This window comes from Streptomyces sp. NPDC102514 (genome assembly GCF_055584525.1).
Genome location: NZ_JBVJLW010000041.1, coordinates 1 through 15,506, shown reverse-complemented (window position 1 = coordinate 15,506; position 15,506 = coordinate 1). Strand labels below are relative to the sequence as shown.

The 15,506-nt window shown below is 71.2% G+C and carries 11 protein-coding genes and 1 riboswitch; of the genes, 6 read left to right on the top strand and 5 right to left on the bottom strand.

The annotated features are described in order from the left end of the window. The first annotated feature begins 174 nt into the window (after positions 1-174). Positions 175-1,476: a hypothetical protein gene (locus tag ACZ60E_RS45040; protein WP_469448143.1), complete on the top strand. Its 1,302-nt coding sequence runs from the start codon at positions 175-177 to the stop codon at positions 1,474-1,476. Between the two features lie 166 nt (positions 1,477-1,642). Then, entirely contained in the window at positions 1,643-2,176 is a 534-nt protein-coding gene (locus ACZ60E_RS45035; protein ID WP_384800435.1) for a DoxX family protein, read from the top strand. A 130-nt stretch (positions 2,177-2,306) separates the two neighbouring features. On the opposite strand, the gene ACZ60E_RS45030 is transcribed toward ACZ60E_RS45035, so the two are convergent. Beyond that, on the bottom strand, positions 2,307-2,543 hold the full coding sequence (locus ACZ60E_RS45030; RefSeq protein WP_384800432.1) for a hypothetical protein: 237 nt from the start codon (positions 2,541-2,543) through the stop codon (positions 2,307-2,309). Next, on the bottom strand, positions 2,530-4,014 hold the full coding sequence (locus ACZ60E_RS45025) for a PspC domain-containing protein (protein ID WP_469448142.1): 1,485 nt from the start codon (positions 4,012-4,014) through the stop codon (positions 2,530-2,532). The genes ACZ60E_RS45030 and ACZ60E_RS45025 overlap by 14 nt, the downstream gene beginning before the upstream one ends. A gap of 780 nt (positions 4,015-4,794) precedes the next feature. On the opposite strand from ACZ60E_RS45025, the gene ACZ60E_RS45020 reads away from it, so the two are divergent. Together ACZ60E_RS45020 and ACZ60E_RS45015 are read left to right on the top strand one after the other, a co-directional pair. After that, positions 4,795-6,078, top strand: a complete 1,284-nt coding sequence (locus tag ACZ60E_RS45020; protein WP_384800426.1) for an ATP-binding protein — start codon at positions 4,795-4,797, stop codon at positions 6,076-6,078. Further along, a complete protein-coding gene (locus ACZ60E_RS45015) occupies positions 6,075-6,839 on the top strand; it encodes a LuxR C-terminal-related transcriptional regulator (protein WP_469448141.1) in 765 nt (254 codons plus the stop codon). Before ACZ60E_RS45020 ends, ACZ60E_RS45015 begins: the two co-directional genes overlap by 4 nt. 73 nt (positions 6,840-6,912) lie before the next feature. Here ACZ60E_RS45015 and ACZ60E_RS45010 read toward each other — a convergent pair whose 3' ends face one another. Beyond that, positions 6,913-7,977, bottom strand: coding sequence for a C40 family peptidase (locus tag ACZ60E_RS45010; protein WP_469448140.1), 1,065 nt, complete (start codon positions 7,975-7,977; stop codon positions 6,913-6,915). A gap of 440 nt (positions 7,978-8,417) precedes the next feature. On the opposite strand from ACZ60E_RS45010, the gene ACZ60E_RS45005 reads away from it, so the two are divergent. Continuing rightward, a complete protein-coding gene (locus ACZ60E_RS45005) occupies positions 8,418-8,771 on the top strand; it encodes a hypothetical protein (protein WP_469448139.1) in 354 nt (117 codons plus the stop codon). A 136-nt stretch (positions 8,772-8,907) separates the two neighbouring features. Here the strand turns inward: ACZ60E_RS45005 and ACZ60E_RS45000 are convergent, their stop codons facing one another. After that, positions 8,908-10,068 carry a C40 family peptidase gene (locus ACZ60E_RS45000; protein WP_469448138.1) on the bottom strand — a complete coding sequence of 387 codons (1,161 nt, stop codon included), beginning with the start codon at positions 10,066-10,068 and terminating at the stop codon, positions 8,908-8,910. A 7-nt stretch (positions 10,069-10,075) separates the two neighbouring features. Next, positions 10,076-10,248, bottom strand: a riboswitch (cyclic di-AMP (ydaO/yuaA leader). A gap of 529 nt (positions 10,249-10,777) precedes the next feature. Here ACZ60E_RS45000 and pcrA point away from each other — a divergent pair. After that, positions 10,778-13,360 carry a DNA helicase PcrA gene (gene pcrA / locus ACZ60E_RS44995; RefSeq protein ID WP_469448137.1) on the top strand — a complete coding sequence of 861 codons (2,583 nt, stop codon included), beginning with the start codon at positions 10,778-10,780 and terminating at the stop codon, positions 13,358-13,360. Positions 13,361-13,447: 87 nt separating this feature from the next. On the opposite strand, the gene ACZ60E_RS44990 is transcribed toward pcrA, so the two are convergent. Then, positions 13,448-15,202 (bottom strand): M23 family metallopeptidase, encoded by a 1,755-nt coding sequence (locus ACZ60E_RS44990; RefSeq protein WP_469448136.1) that lies wholly within the window; start codon positions 15,200-15,202, stop codon positions 13,448-13,450. Between the last annotated feature and the right edge of the window lie 304 nt (positions 15,203-15,506).

Genomic DNA, 15,506 nt, shown 5'->3' with positions numbered 1-15,506 from the left:
CGGGGGGTGTGCGGTACGGCACAATGCGCTGTCGTCACAAGGCAGTTGTGCGCCTGCGCACGTGTGCGGTGGGCGGGTGTGCGGTGGGTGGACGTGCGGTGGCCGGGTGTGCGCGGTGGGTGGGCGCACGGCCGAGGAATATTCGACAGAGTGGTACGGAAGGCGGCAACGGGCGTGGCGGTGCAGGAGACGGGACAGAGCGCGGGGCGTGACCCCGGCCGGGGTCCCGGTCGGGGCGGGCACGAGGGCGGTTGTGCCTGCGGGGACTGCCCGCACGGGGCGCGCGAGGGTCATCGGCGGGCCGTCGCCGCGTTCCTCTCCAAGCGGGACGAACTGGCGTCGGGGCACGGGCTGCCGGCCGCGGTCGCGCACTCGGCCGGGGCCTCGCGGCAGTGGGTGTCGGACGCGCTGACCCAGTCCGCCGACCTCGTCGCCGAACGCGGCCGGGCCGAGGGGGAGGTCTGGCTCGGCTTCGTCTGGCGGCGAACGGTCGCTGCCGTGTGGGGCCTTGTGGCCGTCCTGCTGCTGGTGCAGGCGCTCACCGCGATCGGGGCGGGCTGGACGTCCGCGCGCACCGCGGGGCTGCTCGCGGCGGTCGTCGTGGCCGTGCTGCTGACCGCTGCCTCGTGGTTCCACCGGGCGCGCGGCGGGGTGCTGGCGCCCGTCATCGGTGAGGACAACCGGCTCTCCACCTCCCGCGTGGTGGCCGCCGCCTGGGTGCTGTTCGTCGTCTACTCCGTGCTGGTCCTGGCCGGGCGGCTGGCCGGGGCGTCCTCGCACACCGAACGGGACTCCCTGATCGAGGGGCTCGAACTCGCCCGGGGCGCGGGCATCGTGACCGTCCTCGCCGTCGTGTGCGCGATCGCCGTTCTGGTACGCCGGGTGGTGGGCCTGCGGGTTCTCGGACAGCGGCTGCAGAAGGTACGGGCCGACCGGCCCCGGGCCGCCGACCTGCTGACCGACGACTCCGGACGCGGCAGCTTCGCGGACACGCAGTACGCCGTGCTGGGCGCCGTCGCGCTGGTCTTCGCGGCGGTACGACTGGCCCGGCGTCCCGAGCAGCTGCCGGACCTGCCGTGGGGACTCGCGGTCATGGTGCTGATCTCGGCGGCCACGTACGTCGCCGCGAAATACGCCGAGGGCGGCCGGCCGGTGATCCTCTCGGTCGTGCGCTCGCGCGAGGCCGGGGACCTGGACGCACCGATCAGGACCGGCGACGACATCGAGATCCGGGGCGCCGGTTTCGTACCTCCCGGCGCACAGAGCGCCGACCGGCTGTCGCGGATGGTGGTACGCATCGGCGCGGTGCACGTCCACGTCCCGCTGGTCCCGGTTCCGGGCGGCTTCCGCAACCCCTCCGACGCGGTCCTCACCGTGCCCGTACCCGCGGACGTGGAACCAGGGCGCGTGGAGGTACAGGTCGTCACCGCGGCGGGCGTGGAGACGAACCGTGTGGAGATCGACGTGACGGACTGAGAGCGCTCGGACCACTGCGGAATTCCCTCCCTTCCAGGGATCAAAGAGGACGATCAGGCGGACGTGGTGAAAATTTGTGCGTCCGCCCTTGAGCGAGGACTCGTCCCCGTACGTATTGTCTTGTTGAGGGGTGAACCGTTCGGCGGTTGAGAGGTGGCGGAGGGCTATGGCTCACGGCATGCGCATGGACACGCACTCCGGATACTCGGACGACGGCGGCGGTGGCGACTGGCGGGACACCGCGATGCGGTACGCGCTGCTGCCTCTGCGCGTCTTCCTCGGCGTCACGTTCATCTACGCGGGGCTCGACAAACTCACCGACAGCGCGTTCATGTCCGACTCGGGCGCCGGCTCCATCGGCGACATGATGCGCGCGGTCCGTGATTCGTCGGCGATCCCCGCCCTGATCGACCTCTCTCTCAAGAACCCCGTCGGTTTCGGCTACGCCATCGCGTTCGGCGAGCTCGCGGTGGGCATCGGCACCCTGATCGGCCTGCTGGCCCGCCTGGCCGCGCTCGGCGGGGCACTGATCTCGCTCAGCCTCTGGCTGACGATGAGCTGGGCCGCGGACCCGTACTACTACGGCAACGACCTCCCCTACCTGATGGCCTGGCTGCCCCTGGTACTGGCCGGAGCGGGCGTGTACTCGGTGGACGCGACACTGCGCTCCCGCCGAAGGCGCAGGGCAGGCACCTACTAGGCCCTACTAGGCAGGCGCCGGCAGACCTGCTGGGGCGCATGCAGGCCCCACCGGGTGTCGCGTGGGGCAACGGTCGGCTCGGCTCGGACTGGGCACCGGGGCGCCCCGGTGCCTGCGCCCGGGGCCGTGGTCAGCCCGGGGCGTGCGTGGTGTCCGGCGCGGGCACCGCGCGGCGGTGACGACGCCGTATCCCGTGGGACACGCTGCCCGTGACGGCGGCGAGGCACAGACCTCCCGTGACGAGCGGGATCACCGCGAACCACGGGGTCTCCCAGAGGCCGCCCGCGTCGCCGGCGTAGACGACACCCGTGAGGGTCAGGAAGAGACCCGCTATGAGCCTGCCCGGCTTGAACTCATGATGTCGCACGGGCCACCTCCGCCTGTCCGAGGCCGACTTCGAGGGTGAGGTCGAGCGTGCCGCCGTCCTTGCTCCCGTCCGCCGGCGTGAGTGTCAGTTCCTTGTGCTTGCCGGGAGCCACGTCCACGTCCTGCTTGTCGTCGCCCGGCAACTGGATGTCCCCGACCCCCACTTCGATGTTCAGCCTCACCGTCACGTCCTTCGGTATGAGGACCTTGAGCTGCCCCATGCCCACCTCGGCGTTCGTCGTCACGGTCCGGCCCTTGCCGAGGTCGATCCGGCTGAGATCGAGCGTGCCGATACCCGTGCCGAGGTCGTACCGCTCCTGTACGGCCGCCGCCGTGGCCGGTGTCCAGTCCACCCGCTCCCAGTGCGTGGTGATGTCCGACGGCAGCGCCGCCGAACAGGCCAGCAGCCCCGCCGTGACGATCGCGAGGAAGATCGACCCCGCTCCCGTGCGCCCCCGGAACGAGCTGACCGCGATGCCCAGACCGAACACGGCGAGCGCACAGGCCAGGCCGGTCTGCAGGCTGGTGCCGAGTGTGTGGTCGTCCCAGGTGAGACGCGTACCGAGCGCGCCCGCGATCAGGGCGAGCAGGAACACCCGGCCACCGATCCCGCTGGGGCCGCGCGGCTTGGTGTCCCGCGTCCGTATGCCCCGGTCGGAGCCGCCGCCGTGCGCGATGCTGATCGCCGCCGCGATGTCCCGGTCCCACGTGGCCTTGGGGCCCCACAGATAGCCCGTGCCGCCCTCGTACGTCCCGTCCTTGACGATGGGCTCCCGCCACCAGGAGGGGAAGGCGCCGGGCACGGGCGGCGCCTGCGCCTCGGGCGGGGCGTCGGCGACGGCCTGCGCGGCTATGGGCCCGCCCCGGCCCGAGCGCACCCGGGAACTGGGGGACGGGTCGGGGACGTCGGTACCGCGCTGCCGCGACCAGTAGCCGGCGCCCGAGAGGAGCAGCGAGAGCGTCGTCGCGAAGGTGAGCACGCTCGCGTTGTTCAGCATGGAGAGGAACACACCGCAGCCGACCAGGGCGAACAGCACGCCCGCCAGCGCCTGGCCGTCGACGCGGCCGGTGAGGAGCTTGCGCACCTCGTTCTCCTCCTCGTCGTCGTACGGGACGAAGAGCCAGGCGAAGCCGTAGAAGATGAGGCCGAGGCCGCCGGTCGCGGAGAGCACCGCGAGCACGATCCGGAAGATCACCGGGTCCATGTCGCACTGCCGCCCGAGCCCCGCGCACACACCGCCGAGCATCCGGTGCCGCCGGTCGCGCCGGAACCTGCGCGGAACCTCGGGCGCACGCGGCTCCTCACCGGCGGTGGGCGCGGCAGGCGCGGCCGGCGCCGGTGCGTCCGCCCGGCCGTCGGCCGTCGGCACCGAGTCCTGCGGCCCGCTGCCCGGACCCGGGGCCGCACTCGGGCCGGGGCCGGGGCCCGGCCCGGGCCCCGGATGCGCCGCGGCGTGCTGCTGATCGCTCATACGTCCATGGTGACGGCCACAACGGCCCAGCGGCAGTCGAAACAACCCTGGCCGAACCCTGAATTCAGCCCCGAGACGACCCCCAGCCGGCGGCGGGCGCCGGGCGGCAGGCCAGCGGAGTAGTGGGGCGGCGGAGTGGTGGGGTGCTGGTGTCTGGACAGGCGCGGGGCCGGGGGACTGGGGGGGGCCGGGGGCTTTGGGGCCCTGGGCGACGCGGCGCCTGCACCGGTCTGCGGGGTCGGCGCCCGAGCCGCACGGCGCTGGTGCCCGAGTCACGCGGCGTGGGCGCCAGCGTCTGGGCAGCCGCTGTCTGGCTGGCTGGTGCCTGCGCCCGAGCCAGGTTCGCGGCAGGGCGACGGGGGCCGGAGGCCGGGGCGGCCGGGCGACGGGGTGCCAGGGCGACGGGCCCGGGCTCGCGACGCAAGTGTCTGGGGTGTGTGGCGCCAGAGCCCCAGCCACGTGGCAGCGGAGGGTCTGGACGACGCAGTCCCGGCGCCCGAGCCCGCGACACCGCCACCTGAGATAGGTGACGCCGGTACCCGAGCCATGCGATCCCGGCGTGCGAGCCGAGCGGTACCACGTCACAGGACCGCGCACGCGCGCGCGAGGGCCAGTGCCAGTGCCTGGGCCGCTCGGCCATCGGCGCCTGGGCCAGCCACACAGCCCCGGTCGCTGTGGCCAGCCCCCCGCACACCCGCCGCAGCCCGGAATCGAAGATCAGGGGAGTCTCGGGGGTCGACCCTGATGCCCGGTGGCGTCCGGCGTGTGAACATCGATGGCATGCCGGACGCCGCAGCCCTGACCATCGAGGACCCGCGGCCTCCGCGCAAGCTCTACCGCAGCAGCGACGGACGCTGGCTCGGGGGCGTGGCGCGGGGGCTCGCTGGGCATCTCGGCCTGCCCGTGATCTGGGTCCGGCTGGTCTTCGCGGGCCTGTTCATGGCGGACGGCCTGGGAGCCCTGCTGTACGCGGCGTTCTGGTTCTTCGTCCCGCTCGGCGTGGGCGGCGTGGACGCCGAGCGGCCTCCCGCCCTCGCGACCGAGACCTCCCCCGACGGCCGCCGCAGGCTCGTGGCCCGCAAGCCCGACAAGGGCCAGATCGTCGCGCTGCTCGCGATGGTCGTCGTGGCCCTGGTCTTCGTGGGGAACGTGGACCTGAGCGGCGGCGCCAAGGCCTACCTCTGGCCCACCGTCCTCGTCGGTGCGGGCGTCGCCCTCGTCTGGCGCCAGGCGGACAACGCCCGCCGGGCCCGCTGGATGGAGGTGGGGCGCCGCAAGCGCACGATCAGCCTGCTCCGCTCCGCGGCCGGTGTCCTGCTCGTCGCCGCGGGGGTCTCCGGGATATTCGTGCTGCAGGGCTCCGCCGCCCACCTGGGCTCGGTCCTGCAGGCCGCGCTCGCCGTCCTCGTCGGGATAGCGCTGCTGGCGGGCCCGTACCTCGTGCGCATGACCCAGGACCTCTCCGAGGAGCGCCTGATGCGCATCCGCGCCCAGGAGCGGGCCGAGGTCGCCGCGCACGTCCACGACTCGGTGCTGCACACCCTCACACTCATACAACGCAACGCGGAGAACGCGAGCGAGGTCCGACGCCTGGCCCGCGCCCAGGAGCGCGACCTGCGCAACTGGCTCTACAAACCGGAGGGCACCGGCAAGGACGAGGCGGACGAGCCCGACACCCTCGCGGAGGCGGTCAAGCGCAGCGCGGCGGAGGTGGAGGACAAGCACGGCGTTCCGATAGAGGTCGTGGTCGTCGGCGACTGCCCGCTCGACGACAGGACCGCCGCCCAGATGCAGGCCGCGAGGGAAGCCATGGTGAACGCGGCCAAGTACGGTGGCGACGGCGGCGCGGTGCAGGTCTTCGCCGAGGTCGAGGGAAGGACCGTCTTCGTGTCGGTCCGGGACCGCGGTCCCGGATTCGACCTGGACTCGATACCCGCCGACCGCATGGGCGTCAGAGAATCGATCATCGGCCGCATGGAGCGCAACGGCGGTACGGCCAGGCTGCGCGCGGTGCCGGACGGCGGCACGGAGGTCGAGCTGGAGATGGAGAGGGCGGAGACATGAGCGACGCGAACGAACCGACCGGAGCGGCCGGAGCGGCCGGAGCAGTCGGGCCGGACGCCGGAGCGGGCTCGGCGGAGGACCCGGCGGCTTCCGCGCCCGGGCGGCGGGTGCGCGTGGTGCTCGTCGACGACCACCGCATGTTCCGTACCGGAGTCCAGGCGGAGATCGGGCAGACCGAGCGGACCGGCGTCGAGGTGGTCGGTGAGGCCGCGGACGTCGACCAGGCGGTCACGGTCATCACGGCGACCCGCCCCGAAGTGGTCCTGCTCGACGTGCACCTCCCGGGCGGGGGCGGTGTCGAAGTACTGCGCCGCTGCTCGCCGTTGATGGCCGACCCGGAGCAGCCGGTGCGGTTCCTCGCGCTGTCGGTGTCGGACGCGGCGGAGGACGTCATCGGGGTGATCCGGGGCGGCGCCCGCGGCTACGTGACGAAGACGATCACCGGCACGGATCTCGTCGACTCGGTCTTCCGTGTCCAGGACGGCGACGCCGTCTTCTCGCCCCGCCTGGCCGGCTTCGTCCTCGACGCCTTCGCCTCCACCGACGCCCCGCCGGTCGACGAGGACCTCGACCGTCTCACCCAGCGCGAGCGCGAGGTGCTGCGTCTCATCGCCCGCGGGTACGCCTACAAGGAGATCGCCAAGCAGCTCTTCATCTCCGTCAAGACGGTCGAGTCCCATGTCTCGGCGGTCCTGCGAAAGCTCCAGCTCTCCAACCGCCACGAGCTGACCCGGTGGGCGACGGCACGACGACTGGTGTAACGCCTGCCCGCCGACGGTCGGCCGCCACAGCCACAGCCGGCCGATGTCGAGCCCGGGCGGTGGGAGGTCTGCCTCACGCGACCCGCGTCGCCCCCGCGATCGGCATCTCGTCGACGGGCGCGACCCGTACCGGAGCCGACGGGTTGGGCGCGTGGATCATCTGCCCGTTGCCCACGTACATCCCCACATGGCTGATGCCCGAGTAGAAGAACACCAGGTCACCGGGCTGGAGCGCGGAACGGGAGACGCGCTGGCCCGCGTTGATCTGCGCGTACGTCGTCCGGGGCAGCGAGATGCCCGCGGAGCGGTACGCGGCCTGCATCAGCCCCGAGCAGTCGAAGGCGTCGGGGCCGGTGGCACCCCACACATAGGGGCTGCCGAGCTTGCCGTAGGCGTACGAGACCGCAGCCGCCGCACGGGAGTTGGGCGCGGTCGTGGAGGACGAGCCCTGGCCGAGCCCGCGCGCGGCCTCACCGGAACGTGAGGCGCGGGCGGTGTCCGGGTCGTCCGCGCCGATGCGGGCCCGGTCCGCGTCCGGCAGCCGGGACAGCAGTTGGCGTGCCTCGCCGAGCTTGCCGGTGACTGTTTTCTTGTGGCGTTTGAGGTCCGCCTGCCGTGCTTTGAGCGAGGTGAGTTCGATGTGTGCGGCACCGCGCAACTGCTCGATGTCGCGCAGCTGTGTGCGTACGCGGGAGACCGCCGAGGCCTGCCTGCTGCCGGCCCGCTCGGCGAACGCGGCGCCGTCCAGATACCGGTCGGGGTCCGAGGAGAGCATCAGCCCCAGCGCGGGATCGATGCCGCCGTCCCGGTACTGGGCGGTCGCCAGCGAACCGAGCGCGTCCCGTTCGGAGTTGAGCCGTTCCGTCTTGCGCGCGGCCTCGTCCTGCAGCGTGCCGAGCCGGCCGGCCGCCTTGGTGGACTTCTCCTTCGCGCCGTTGTACTTCTCGGTGGCGACCTCCGCCTCCTGGTACAGCTTGTCGACCTTCGCCTTCACCTGGGCCGGCGTCAGCTCGGGTGCGGCGACCCCCGTCCCGTCGAACCCGGTCGCGCTCGCCGCGCCCGCGAGGGCGATGGTGAAGGCGGTGCGGGCCGTACCGCCGCCGAGTGAGCGCTGTCGGGGCTTGCGGTGCGCTGCCACGTGCGATCCACGTTCCTTCCGTAGCCGCCGAGGCACTGGTACGTCCACGGCGGTGGCCCTCAGGGGCTGGTTGCACGTCCGGCGGCAGCCCGCACAGGGGGAGCGGACCGCCGCCGGACCTCTTGGCGGTGGTGCCGACTGCCGCCCTGGCCCGGGCGGTTGTGGTGGGGAGCCGGTCACCTGGGGAAGGACGCTAAACCTCGTGATGCGCCGGTGGTAACGGCATGTACGGAAGTGGTGGCAGTCGGCCACGAGGTGACCGGGTGCGACCGTGATCCGGGCCCGGTGCGGGCGACTTGGCGTGGTGCGGTGACCGATGGGCGTGTTACGGGGGAGCGGCACGTGCGACGGTGCTATGGGCGCCGCCCGGGGCCCGCAAGAGACCCGGGGCGCGGGCCGGTGCGAGGCGGCGTGCGGGCGTCCGGTTAGGGTCCGGGCTCATGGACGTACTCATTCATGTCTTCGTCGCCCTGCACATCATCGGGATCGCCGCCCTGCTGGGCGGGTTCCTCACCCAGATGAAGGCCATGGGCGACGGCACGGCCCGTTTCACCCCCGCCATGCTCCACGGCGCGCTGACCATGCTGGTCACCGGCGCGCTCCTCGTCGGCCTCAACCAGGCCGACGACCAGACCGTCAACAACATCAAGATCGGTGTGAAGCTGGCCCTGCTGGTCGTGATCCTCGGCCTCGTCTACGTCAAACGTGACGACGAGAAGGTGGAGAAGGGCCTGTTCGCCCTGGTGGGCGGGCTGACCACGGTGAACATCTTCATCGCGCTGCTCTGGACCTGAGCGACCGCCCCGGAGACCGCCCTGGAAACTGCCCGGGAAGCCGCCGCGGAAGCCTGGAAGCCCGTCCGGAACGCGGACGGGGTACGGCACATGCCTGCCGTACCCCGTCCGCGTTCCGTCCAGATGCAGCTGGGCGCTAGCCCGGCCGCACCACGCTGTGGATCGGCATGTAGTAGATCGACTCCTCGCGGACGTACGCGCCCGGCTTCGGGGCGTGGATCATCATGCCGTCGCCGATGTAGATGCCGACGTGGCTGATGTCGTCGTAGAAGAAGACCAGGTCGCCGGGCTGGGCGTTGTCCACGGAGACCGTCGTGCCGGTGTCCACCTGGTCCCAGGTGGTGCGCGGGAGCGTCACACCGGCGGCTTTCCAGGCGGCCTGGGTCAGACCGGAGCAGTCGTACGAGCCGGGGCCGCTGGCGCCCCAGACGTACGGCTTGCCGATCTGGGCGCGGGCGAAGGCCAGCGCCTTGGCGGCCTTGGTGGAGGAGGCGGAGTCCGAGCCCGAGGTGCTCCCCGAACCCGTGCCCGCCCCTGAACCCGTGGCGGTTCCCGTGCCCTGCGTCGCCGTCTCCTGGCGTTGGCGCTCCGCGTCGGCCGCCTGCTGCCGCGCCAGCTCGTCCGCCTTGCGCTGGGCCTCTTCCTGCTTCTTCCGCTCGATCGCGGCGAGGCGGGCCTTCTCCTCGGCGGTCAGCTTCGAGAGGATCTCGCGCGCCTCGGCGAGCTTCCGCTGGACGTCCGCCTTGGAGGTCTTCAGCGTGCTCTGCGTCGTGGTGAGCGTCTCCAGGCCCTCGGAGGCCTCCTGCCGCTTCTTCGACGTGGTGGCCCGCTCGGTGACGTACTCGTCGACGGCCTGCTTCTGGCGGGCGGTCAGCCGGTTCATCAGCTGGGTCTGGTCGAAGTAGTCCTGCGGGTTGTCCGCGAGGAGGAGGGAAGCGCTGTCGGGTGCGGAGGCTCCCGTGCGGTACTGCGCCGCGGCGAACGTCCCGAGCGCCTCACGCGCGGAGTTGAGCTTCTCCGTGCGCTGCGCCACGTCGTCGAGGAGCGTGGCGACGCGCTTGCGCTGCTTGGTGGTCTTCTCCTTGGCGGCGTTGTACTTCTCGGTGGCCGTGCCCGCCTGCTGGTAGAGGTCGTCGATCTTCTTCTGGACTTCCTCCGTGCTGGGCCTGGGCTCCGCGGCCGGCGAGGCGTCCGCCGTCTGGGAGAGCAGGGCCACCGAGGTCAGGGCCGCGGTGGCGAGGGCCGGTGTCCGCAGGCCCAGAGAACTGGGGGGCCGCAACTTGCGGTGTGGCGCCACGAGGGCGTCTCCTTCCGTCATCCGCCTACCGAGTTAGCTGTCGGGTTCGGGCGAGTGCTTCGGAAGGTTTGCCCTACGGTCCTTGTCCCACGAGGGAGTTCGGACCGATTCACCCCAGGATCGGTTGGGTCCCCGGTTCCGGAGGCCACGAGGGCATGCCGGATTCGGCGGAGCCCGCTCGGCCCGGCGTTGTTCGCCGGTGCGGGTCGAGCGGCCTACGCGAAAGTTAGCCAATACGTGTGGCACCTGTGAAGTTTGATGTGCGATATGCCCGATACATTTTCGTGACCTGGACCACGGGTGTCGTCCGCCGACGTCAATTGGTCATGATCTGCTCCGAGTTGTCCCCGAAGGGCGCGGGAGCGGGTCGATCGCGTCGCGGAGCGGCGCCCATGCCGACGGGCCGGTTCCGGTCGGCTCGGGAGTGACCTCCATCAGGCGGTGTCTGGTGCGCCCCGTCTCCGCACGGTTATACGGAGGCCAGCCGTACGCGGTTCAGATGCGGGGCGAAATCAGCGCCCTGTGGCGGTACCGCCGCACACCGCATCGCCGCCGTCCCGGCCACACCGTCCCGCCGCCGTCCCGGCCACCCTGTGTAGTGGCGGACTCATCACGGGTGAGGCTCTGCCCTTGGCCGCCCGCCCGGGATTCCGCCGAGTTTCCGGGGTGGCGGCCGGGTGTCAGTGGGGGCGCCTAGACTCGGAGAGCGATGAGCAGCCTCTTTGATGACAGCTTCCTGGCGGACCTCAAGCCCTCCCGGGCCCACGAGGAAGAGCCCCCGCCGCCGCCCGAGGACGAAGCGCCGGACCACGGTCCGGACGACCTGTTCGGCGGGCGCTTCGACGTGCCTCCTCCCAGCAGGCCCAGGGACGCCTACTACCGCGACGGCGCCCCGAGGCCCCTGGTGGACCCGGCCGCGCTCCTGGACGGGCTGAACGAGAACCAGCGCGCGGCGGTCGTCCACCACGGCTCACCCCTGCTCATCGTGGCCGGCGCCGGTTCCGGCAAGACCCGTGTGCTCACCCACCGCATCGCGCACCTGCTGGGCGAGCGCAAGGTGCACCCCGGCGAGATCCTCGCGATCACCTTCACGAACAAGGCCGCGGGCGAGATGAAGGAGCGCGTCGAGCAGCTCGTGGGCCCGCGGGCCAACGCGATGTGGGTGATGACCTTCCACAGCGCCTGCGTACGGATCCTGCGCCGCGAGAGCAAGAAGCTCGGCTTCACGTCGTCGTTCTCGATCTACGACGCCGCCGACAGCAAGCGGCTCATGGCCCTGGTCTGCCGTGACCTGGACCTCGACCCCAAGCGCTTCCCGCCGAAGTCCTTCAGCGCCAAGATCTCGAACCTGAAGAACGAGCTGATCGACGAGGAGGACTTCGCCGCACAGGCCTCCGACGGCTTCGAGAAGACCGCCGCCCAGGCCTACGCGATGTACCAGTCGCGGCTGCGCGAGGCGAACGCGCTGGACTTCGACGACCTGATCATGACGACGGTCAACCTCCTGCGCGCCTTCCCTGACGTCGCCGAGCACTACCGCCGCCGCTTCCGCCACGTCCTCGTGGACGAGTACCAGGACACGAACCACGCGCAGTACTCCCTCGTCCGGGAGCTCGTCGGCAGCGCCACGGACCCCGTCGCGCACCCCGAGGACGTACCGCCGCGGGAGGACGACCTCCCGCCGGCCGAGCTGTGCGTCGTCGGTGACGCCGACCAGTCGATCTACGCTTTCCGCGGCGCGACGATCCGCAACATCCTCCAGTTCGAGGAGGACTACCCGAACGCGACGACGATCCTGCTGGAGCAGAACTACCGCTCCACGCAGACGATCCTGACCGCCGCCAACGCGGTCATCGAGCGCAACGAATCGCGCCGCCCGAAGAACCTGTGGACGAACGCGGGCGCGGGCGCGCGCATCACGGGCTATGTAGCCGACACCGAGCACGACGAGGCGCAGTTCGTCGCCGAGGAGATAGACCGTCTCACCGACGCGGGCGACGCGAAGGCCGGCGACGTCGCCGTCTTCTACCGTACGAACGCCCAGTCCCGTGTCTTCGAAGAGATCTTCATCCGGGTCGGCCTGCCCTACAAGGTCGTCGGCGGCGTCCGCTTCTACGAGCGCAAAGAGGTCCGGGACGTCCTCGCGTACCTCCGCGTGCTCGCGAACCCCGAGGACTCCGTACCGCTGCGCCGCATCCTGAACGTGCCGAAGCGCGGCATCGGCGACCGCGCCGAGGCGATGATCGACGCGCTCTCCCAGCGCGAGAAGATCAGCTTCCCGCAGGCGCTGCGCCGCGTCGACGAGGCGTACGGCATGGCGGCCCGCTCGACGAACGCCGTCAAGCGGTTCAACACACTGATGGAGGACCTCCGGACGATCGTCGAGTCCGGCGCGGGCCCGGCGACCGTCGTGGAGGCGATCCTCGAACGCACCGGCTACCTCGCCGAGTTGCAGGCCTCCACCGACCCGCAGGACGAGACCCGCATCGAGAACCTCCAGGAACTCGCCTCCGTGGCCCTGGAGTTCGAGCAGGAGGCGGCCGGCGGCGCGGACACGGGCACGGGCACGGGAGCGAACGAGGGCGAGGGCGAGGCTGATACGGCCGATGCCGATGCCGAGGCCGGTACGCCGACCGGGCTCGCCGCCTTCCTGGAGCGGGTGGCCCTGGTCGCCGACTCCGACCAGATCCCCGACGAGGACGAGGACGGCTCCGGGGTCATCACCCTCATGACCCTGCACACCGCCAAGGGCCTCGAATTCCCGGTCGTCTTCCTGACCGGCATGGAGGACGGCGTGTTCCCGCACATGCGCGCCCTCGGCCAGACCAAGGAGCTGGAGGAGGAGCGGCGCCTCGCGTACGTGGGCATCACCCGCGCGCGCGAGCGGCTCTACCTGACCCGGGCGTCGATGCGCAGCGCGTGGGGGCAGCCCTCGTACAACCCGCCGTCCCGCTTCCTGGAGGAGATCCCGGAGGTACATCTGGACTGGAAGCGCACGGGTTCCATGGGAGCGGTGGCCTCCGGTCCGGTCGGCGGTGTGGCGGCCTCCCTGTCCTCCTCCCGCTCGCGTTCGGCGGCCTCGGGCGCGTCCGGCTTCGCGACGCGGCGCGGTTCCTCGGAGAAGCCGGTGGTGTCGCTGGCGGTCGGGGACCGGGTCACCCACGACCAGTTCGGCCTCGGCACGGTGGTCGGGGTGAAGGGCATGGGGGCGAACTCGGAAGCGACGGTCGACTTCGGCGGCGAGAAGCCCAAGCGCCTGCTGCTGCGGTACGCGCCGGTGGAGAAGCTGTAGGCAGCGGGACGGGATGCAGGGGCGGAGCCGCCGACCGGGCGGCTTCCGCGCCGGTGCCGGGCCCTTCCGAGCAGGTGCAGACAGGCCCTAGGTGGGGTCGATGCTGTGGCTGCGCAGCCACGGGAGCGGGTCGATCGCCGAACCGCCGCCGGGGCGCACCTCGAAGTGGAGGTGCGGGCCGGTGGAGTTGCCGGAGTTCCCGGAGTACGCGATCGGGTCGCCGGCCTTCACGACCGTGCCCGAGGCGACCTTGTACGTGGAGAGGTGGCAGTACCAGGTCTCCGTGCCGTCCTTGGCCGTCACGATGATCATGTTTCCGTAGGCGCTGTTCCACTGCGTACGGACGGTTCCGTCCGTCGCGGCCATCACCGTCGTGCCGTACGAGACCGGGAAGTCGATACCGGTGTGCACGGACATCCAGTTGATACCGGCCTGGCCGTAGTAGGCGCTGAGCCCGTGCCGTGCGACCGGCAGCGCGAACTTCGGCCGCAGCCGCTCCTTGCGGGCCGCCTCGGCCACTGCCTTCTGCTTCTCGGCGGCCTGCTCGGCCTTCAAGTCGATACGTTCCTGCGTACGGCTCGCCCGGTCCGCGAAGTCGTCCGCGTCCGCGGAGAGGCTCTGGAGCTGGGCGTCCAGCTTGTTGTTCGCGGCCGTCGGCTTCACGACGCTCGCATCGGGCGCGGCGGCCGTGGTCTGGACGTCGTCCCCGCCGTCGCCACCGGTCACGGACGCGGCGGCGATACCGGCGACACCCATCACACAGGCCGACGGCACGGCGATCGTCAGGAGCGCGGAACGCTTGGGCGGTGTGCGGCGGCGCGACCGGGAAGCGGAACGGTTCGCCGCGCGGGACCCGGCCCGGGAGGCCGGTGCGCCGGAAGCGACGGGAGTGATCTCCTCGACGCCGTCGAGCAGCTCGGGCTCGTCGTCGGCGTGATCATGATCGTGGGAGCGGGCGTGAGCGTCGGGGTCCGCGTCGGCGAGGGAGTCGGCATAGGGGTCGCCGGAGTGTTTGAACTCGCCCTGTGCGGTCACCCGTTCATCGAACGGCACCTGCTCGAACGTGGCGGTGGCCTGCTGGTGGAACGACTCCCGCTGGTCGTACGCGTCCTGCTGCTCGTGCGACTCGTGCAGTTCGTAGGACTCGTGCTGCGTCTGCGGGTGGAACTGGGTGTGGGGCTGGGGCTGCTCGCCGCCGTCCGAGTTCCACGCAGTGGCGTCGTACGTGCCCGTTTCGAAGGTCGGCGCCGTCCACTGCTGGGTGGGATCGGGCTGCTCGGCCTGGTGCCAGGCGTTCGCGTCCCACTGCCCGGTGCCGTCGGGGCTCGTGCCCTGCGTCGGGATCTCGCCGAGCTGCTGATAACCGGAATCCGGCCAGACACCGCTCGTGTCGTAGCTGCCGGTCTCGTAGGCGGCGTGGTGCTGGGCCGCGTACGGGTCGTAGTTCAACGTCTGGTGACTGCCGGTGGAATCGGTGTTCAACGTCTGGTGACTGCCGGTGGAATCGGTCCAGTTACCGCTCTGGGGCGCGCCGGTCGTGGTGGCGTACGAACCCGTCCCGCCGCCGCTCCCGTCGGTTCCGCTTCCGTTGCCGGGCAGATCGCCGAAGAGGGGGTCGGTGTCGAACGTGTTCGTGGCGTAGCCGCCCGTCATCTCGTAACCACCTGTCGTGCCGTACGAGCCGGTCGCGGCCGGGTCAAAACCGGTGGCGGGATATCCGTCGTACGTGGTGAAGTCGCCGTACTGGACCCCCTGCCGACCATGGGACGCGTAATGCGCCGAGGCGGCATCGGGAGCCGGGGCCGGGGGAGTTACGGTCCCCGACGGGTGACGGTCGTTCACCAACTTCTCTTTCGCCTCGACAACAGGGGCTGGCAGAGCAGTGCGGCGACTGTACCCGGCGGTATGAGGGCGCGACAATCTTCAACAGGTTTCCTCCTCACAGGAAAGGGGCATTCGGCCGCCTTTCGGCGGAGGATGGGCAGAGCTTTGGCCTTGCGTTCGATGAGCGTTCGAAGAAACGACGCCTCTGAAGGCGAACTCGGCTTCCGCTTAGGGCTCGTAAAGAATCAACACGTTGCTTCACGGTCTCTGCGTCGTTGGTGTGGTATGCGCATACCGAGCGAGGTCCGCAATCAACTCGCCC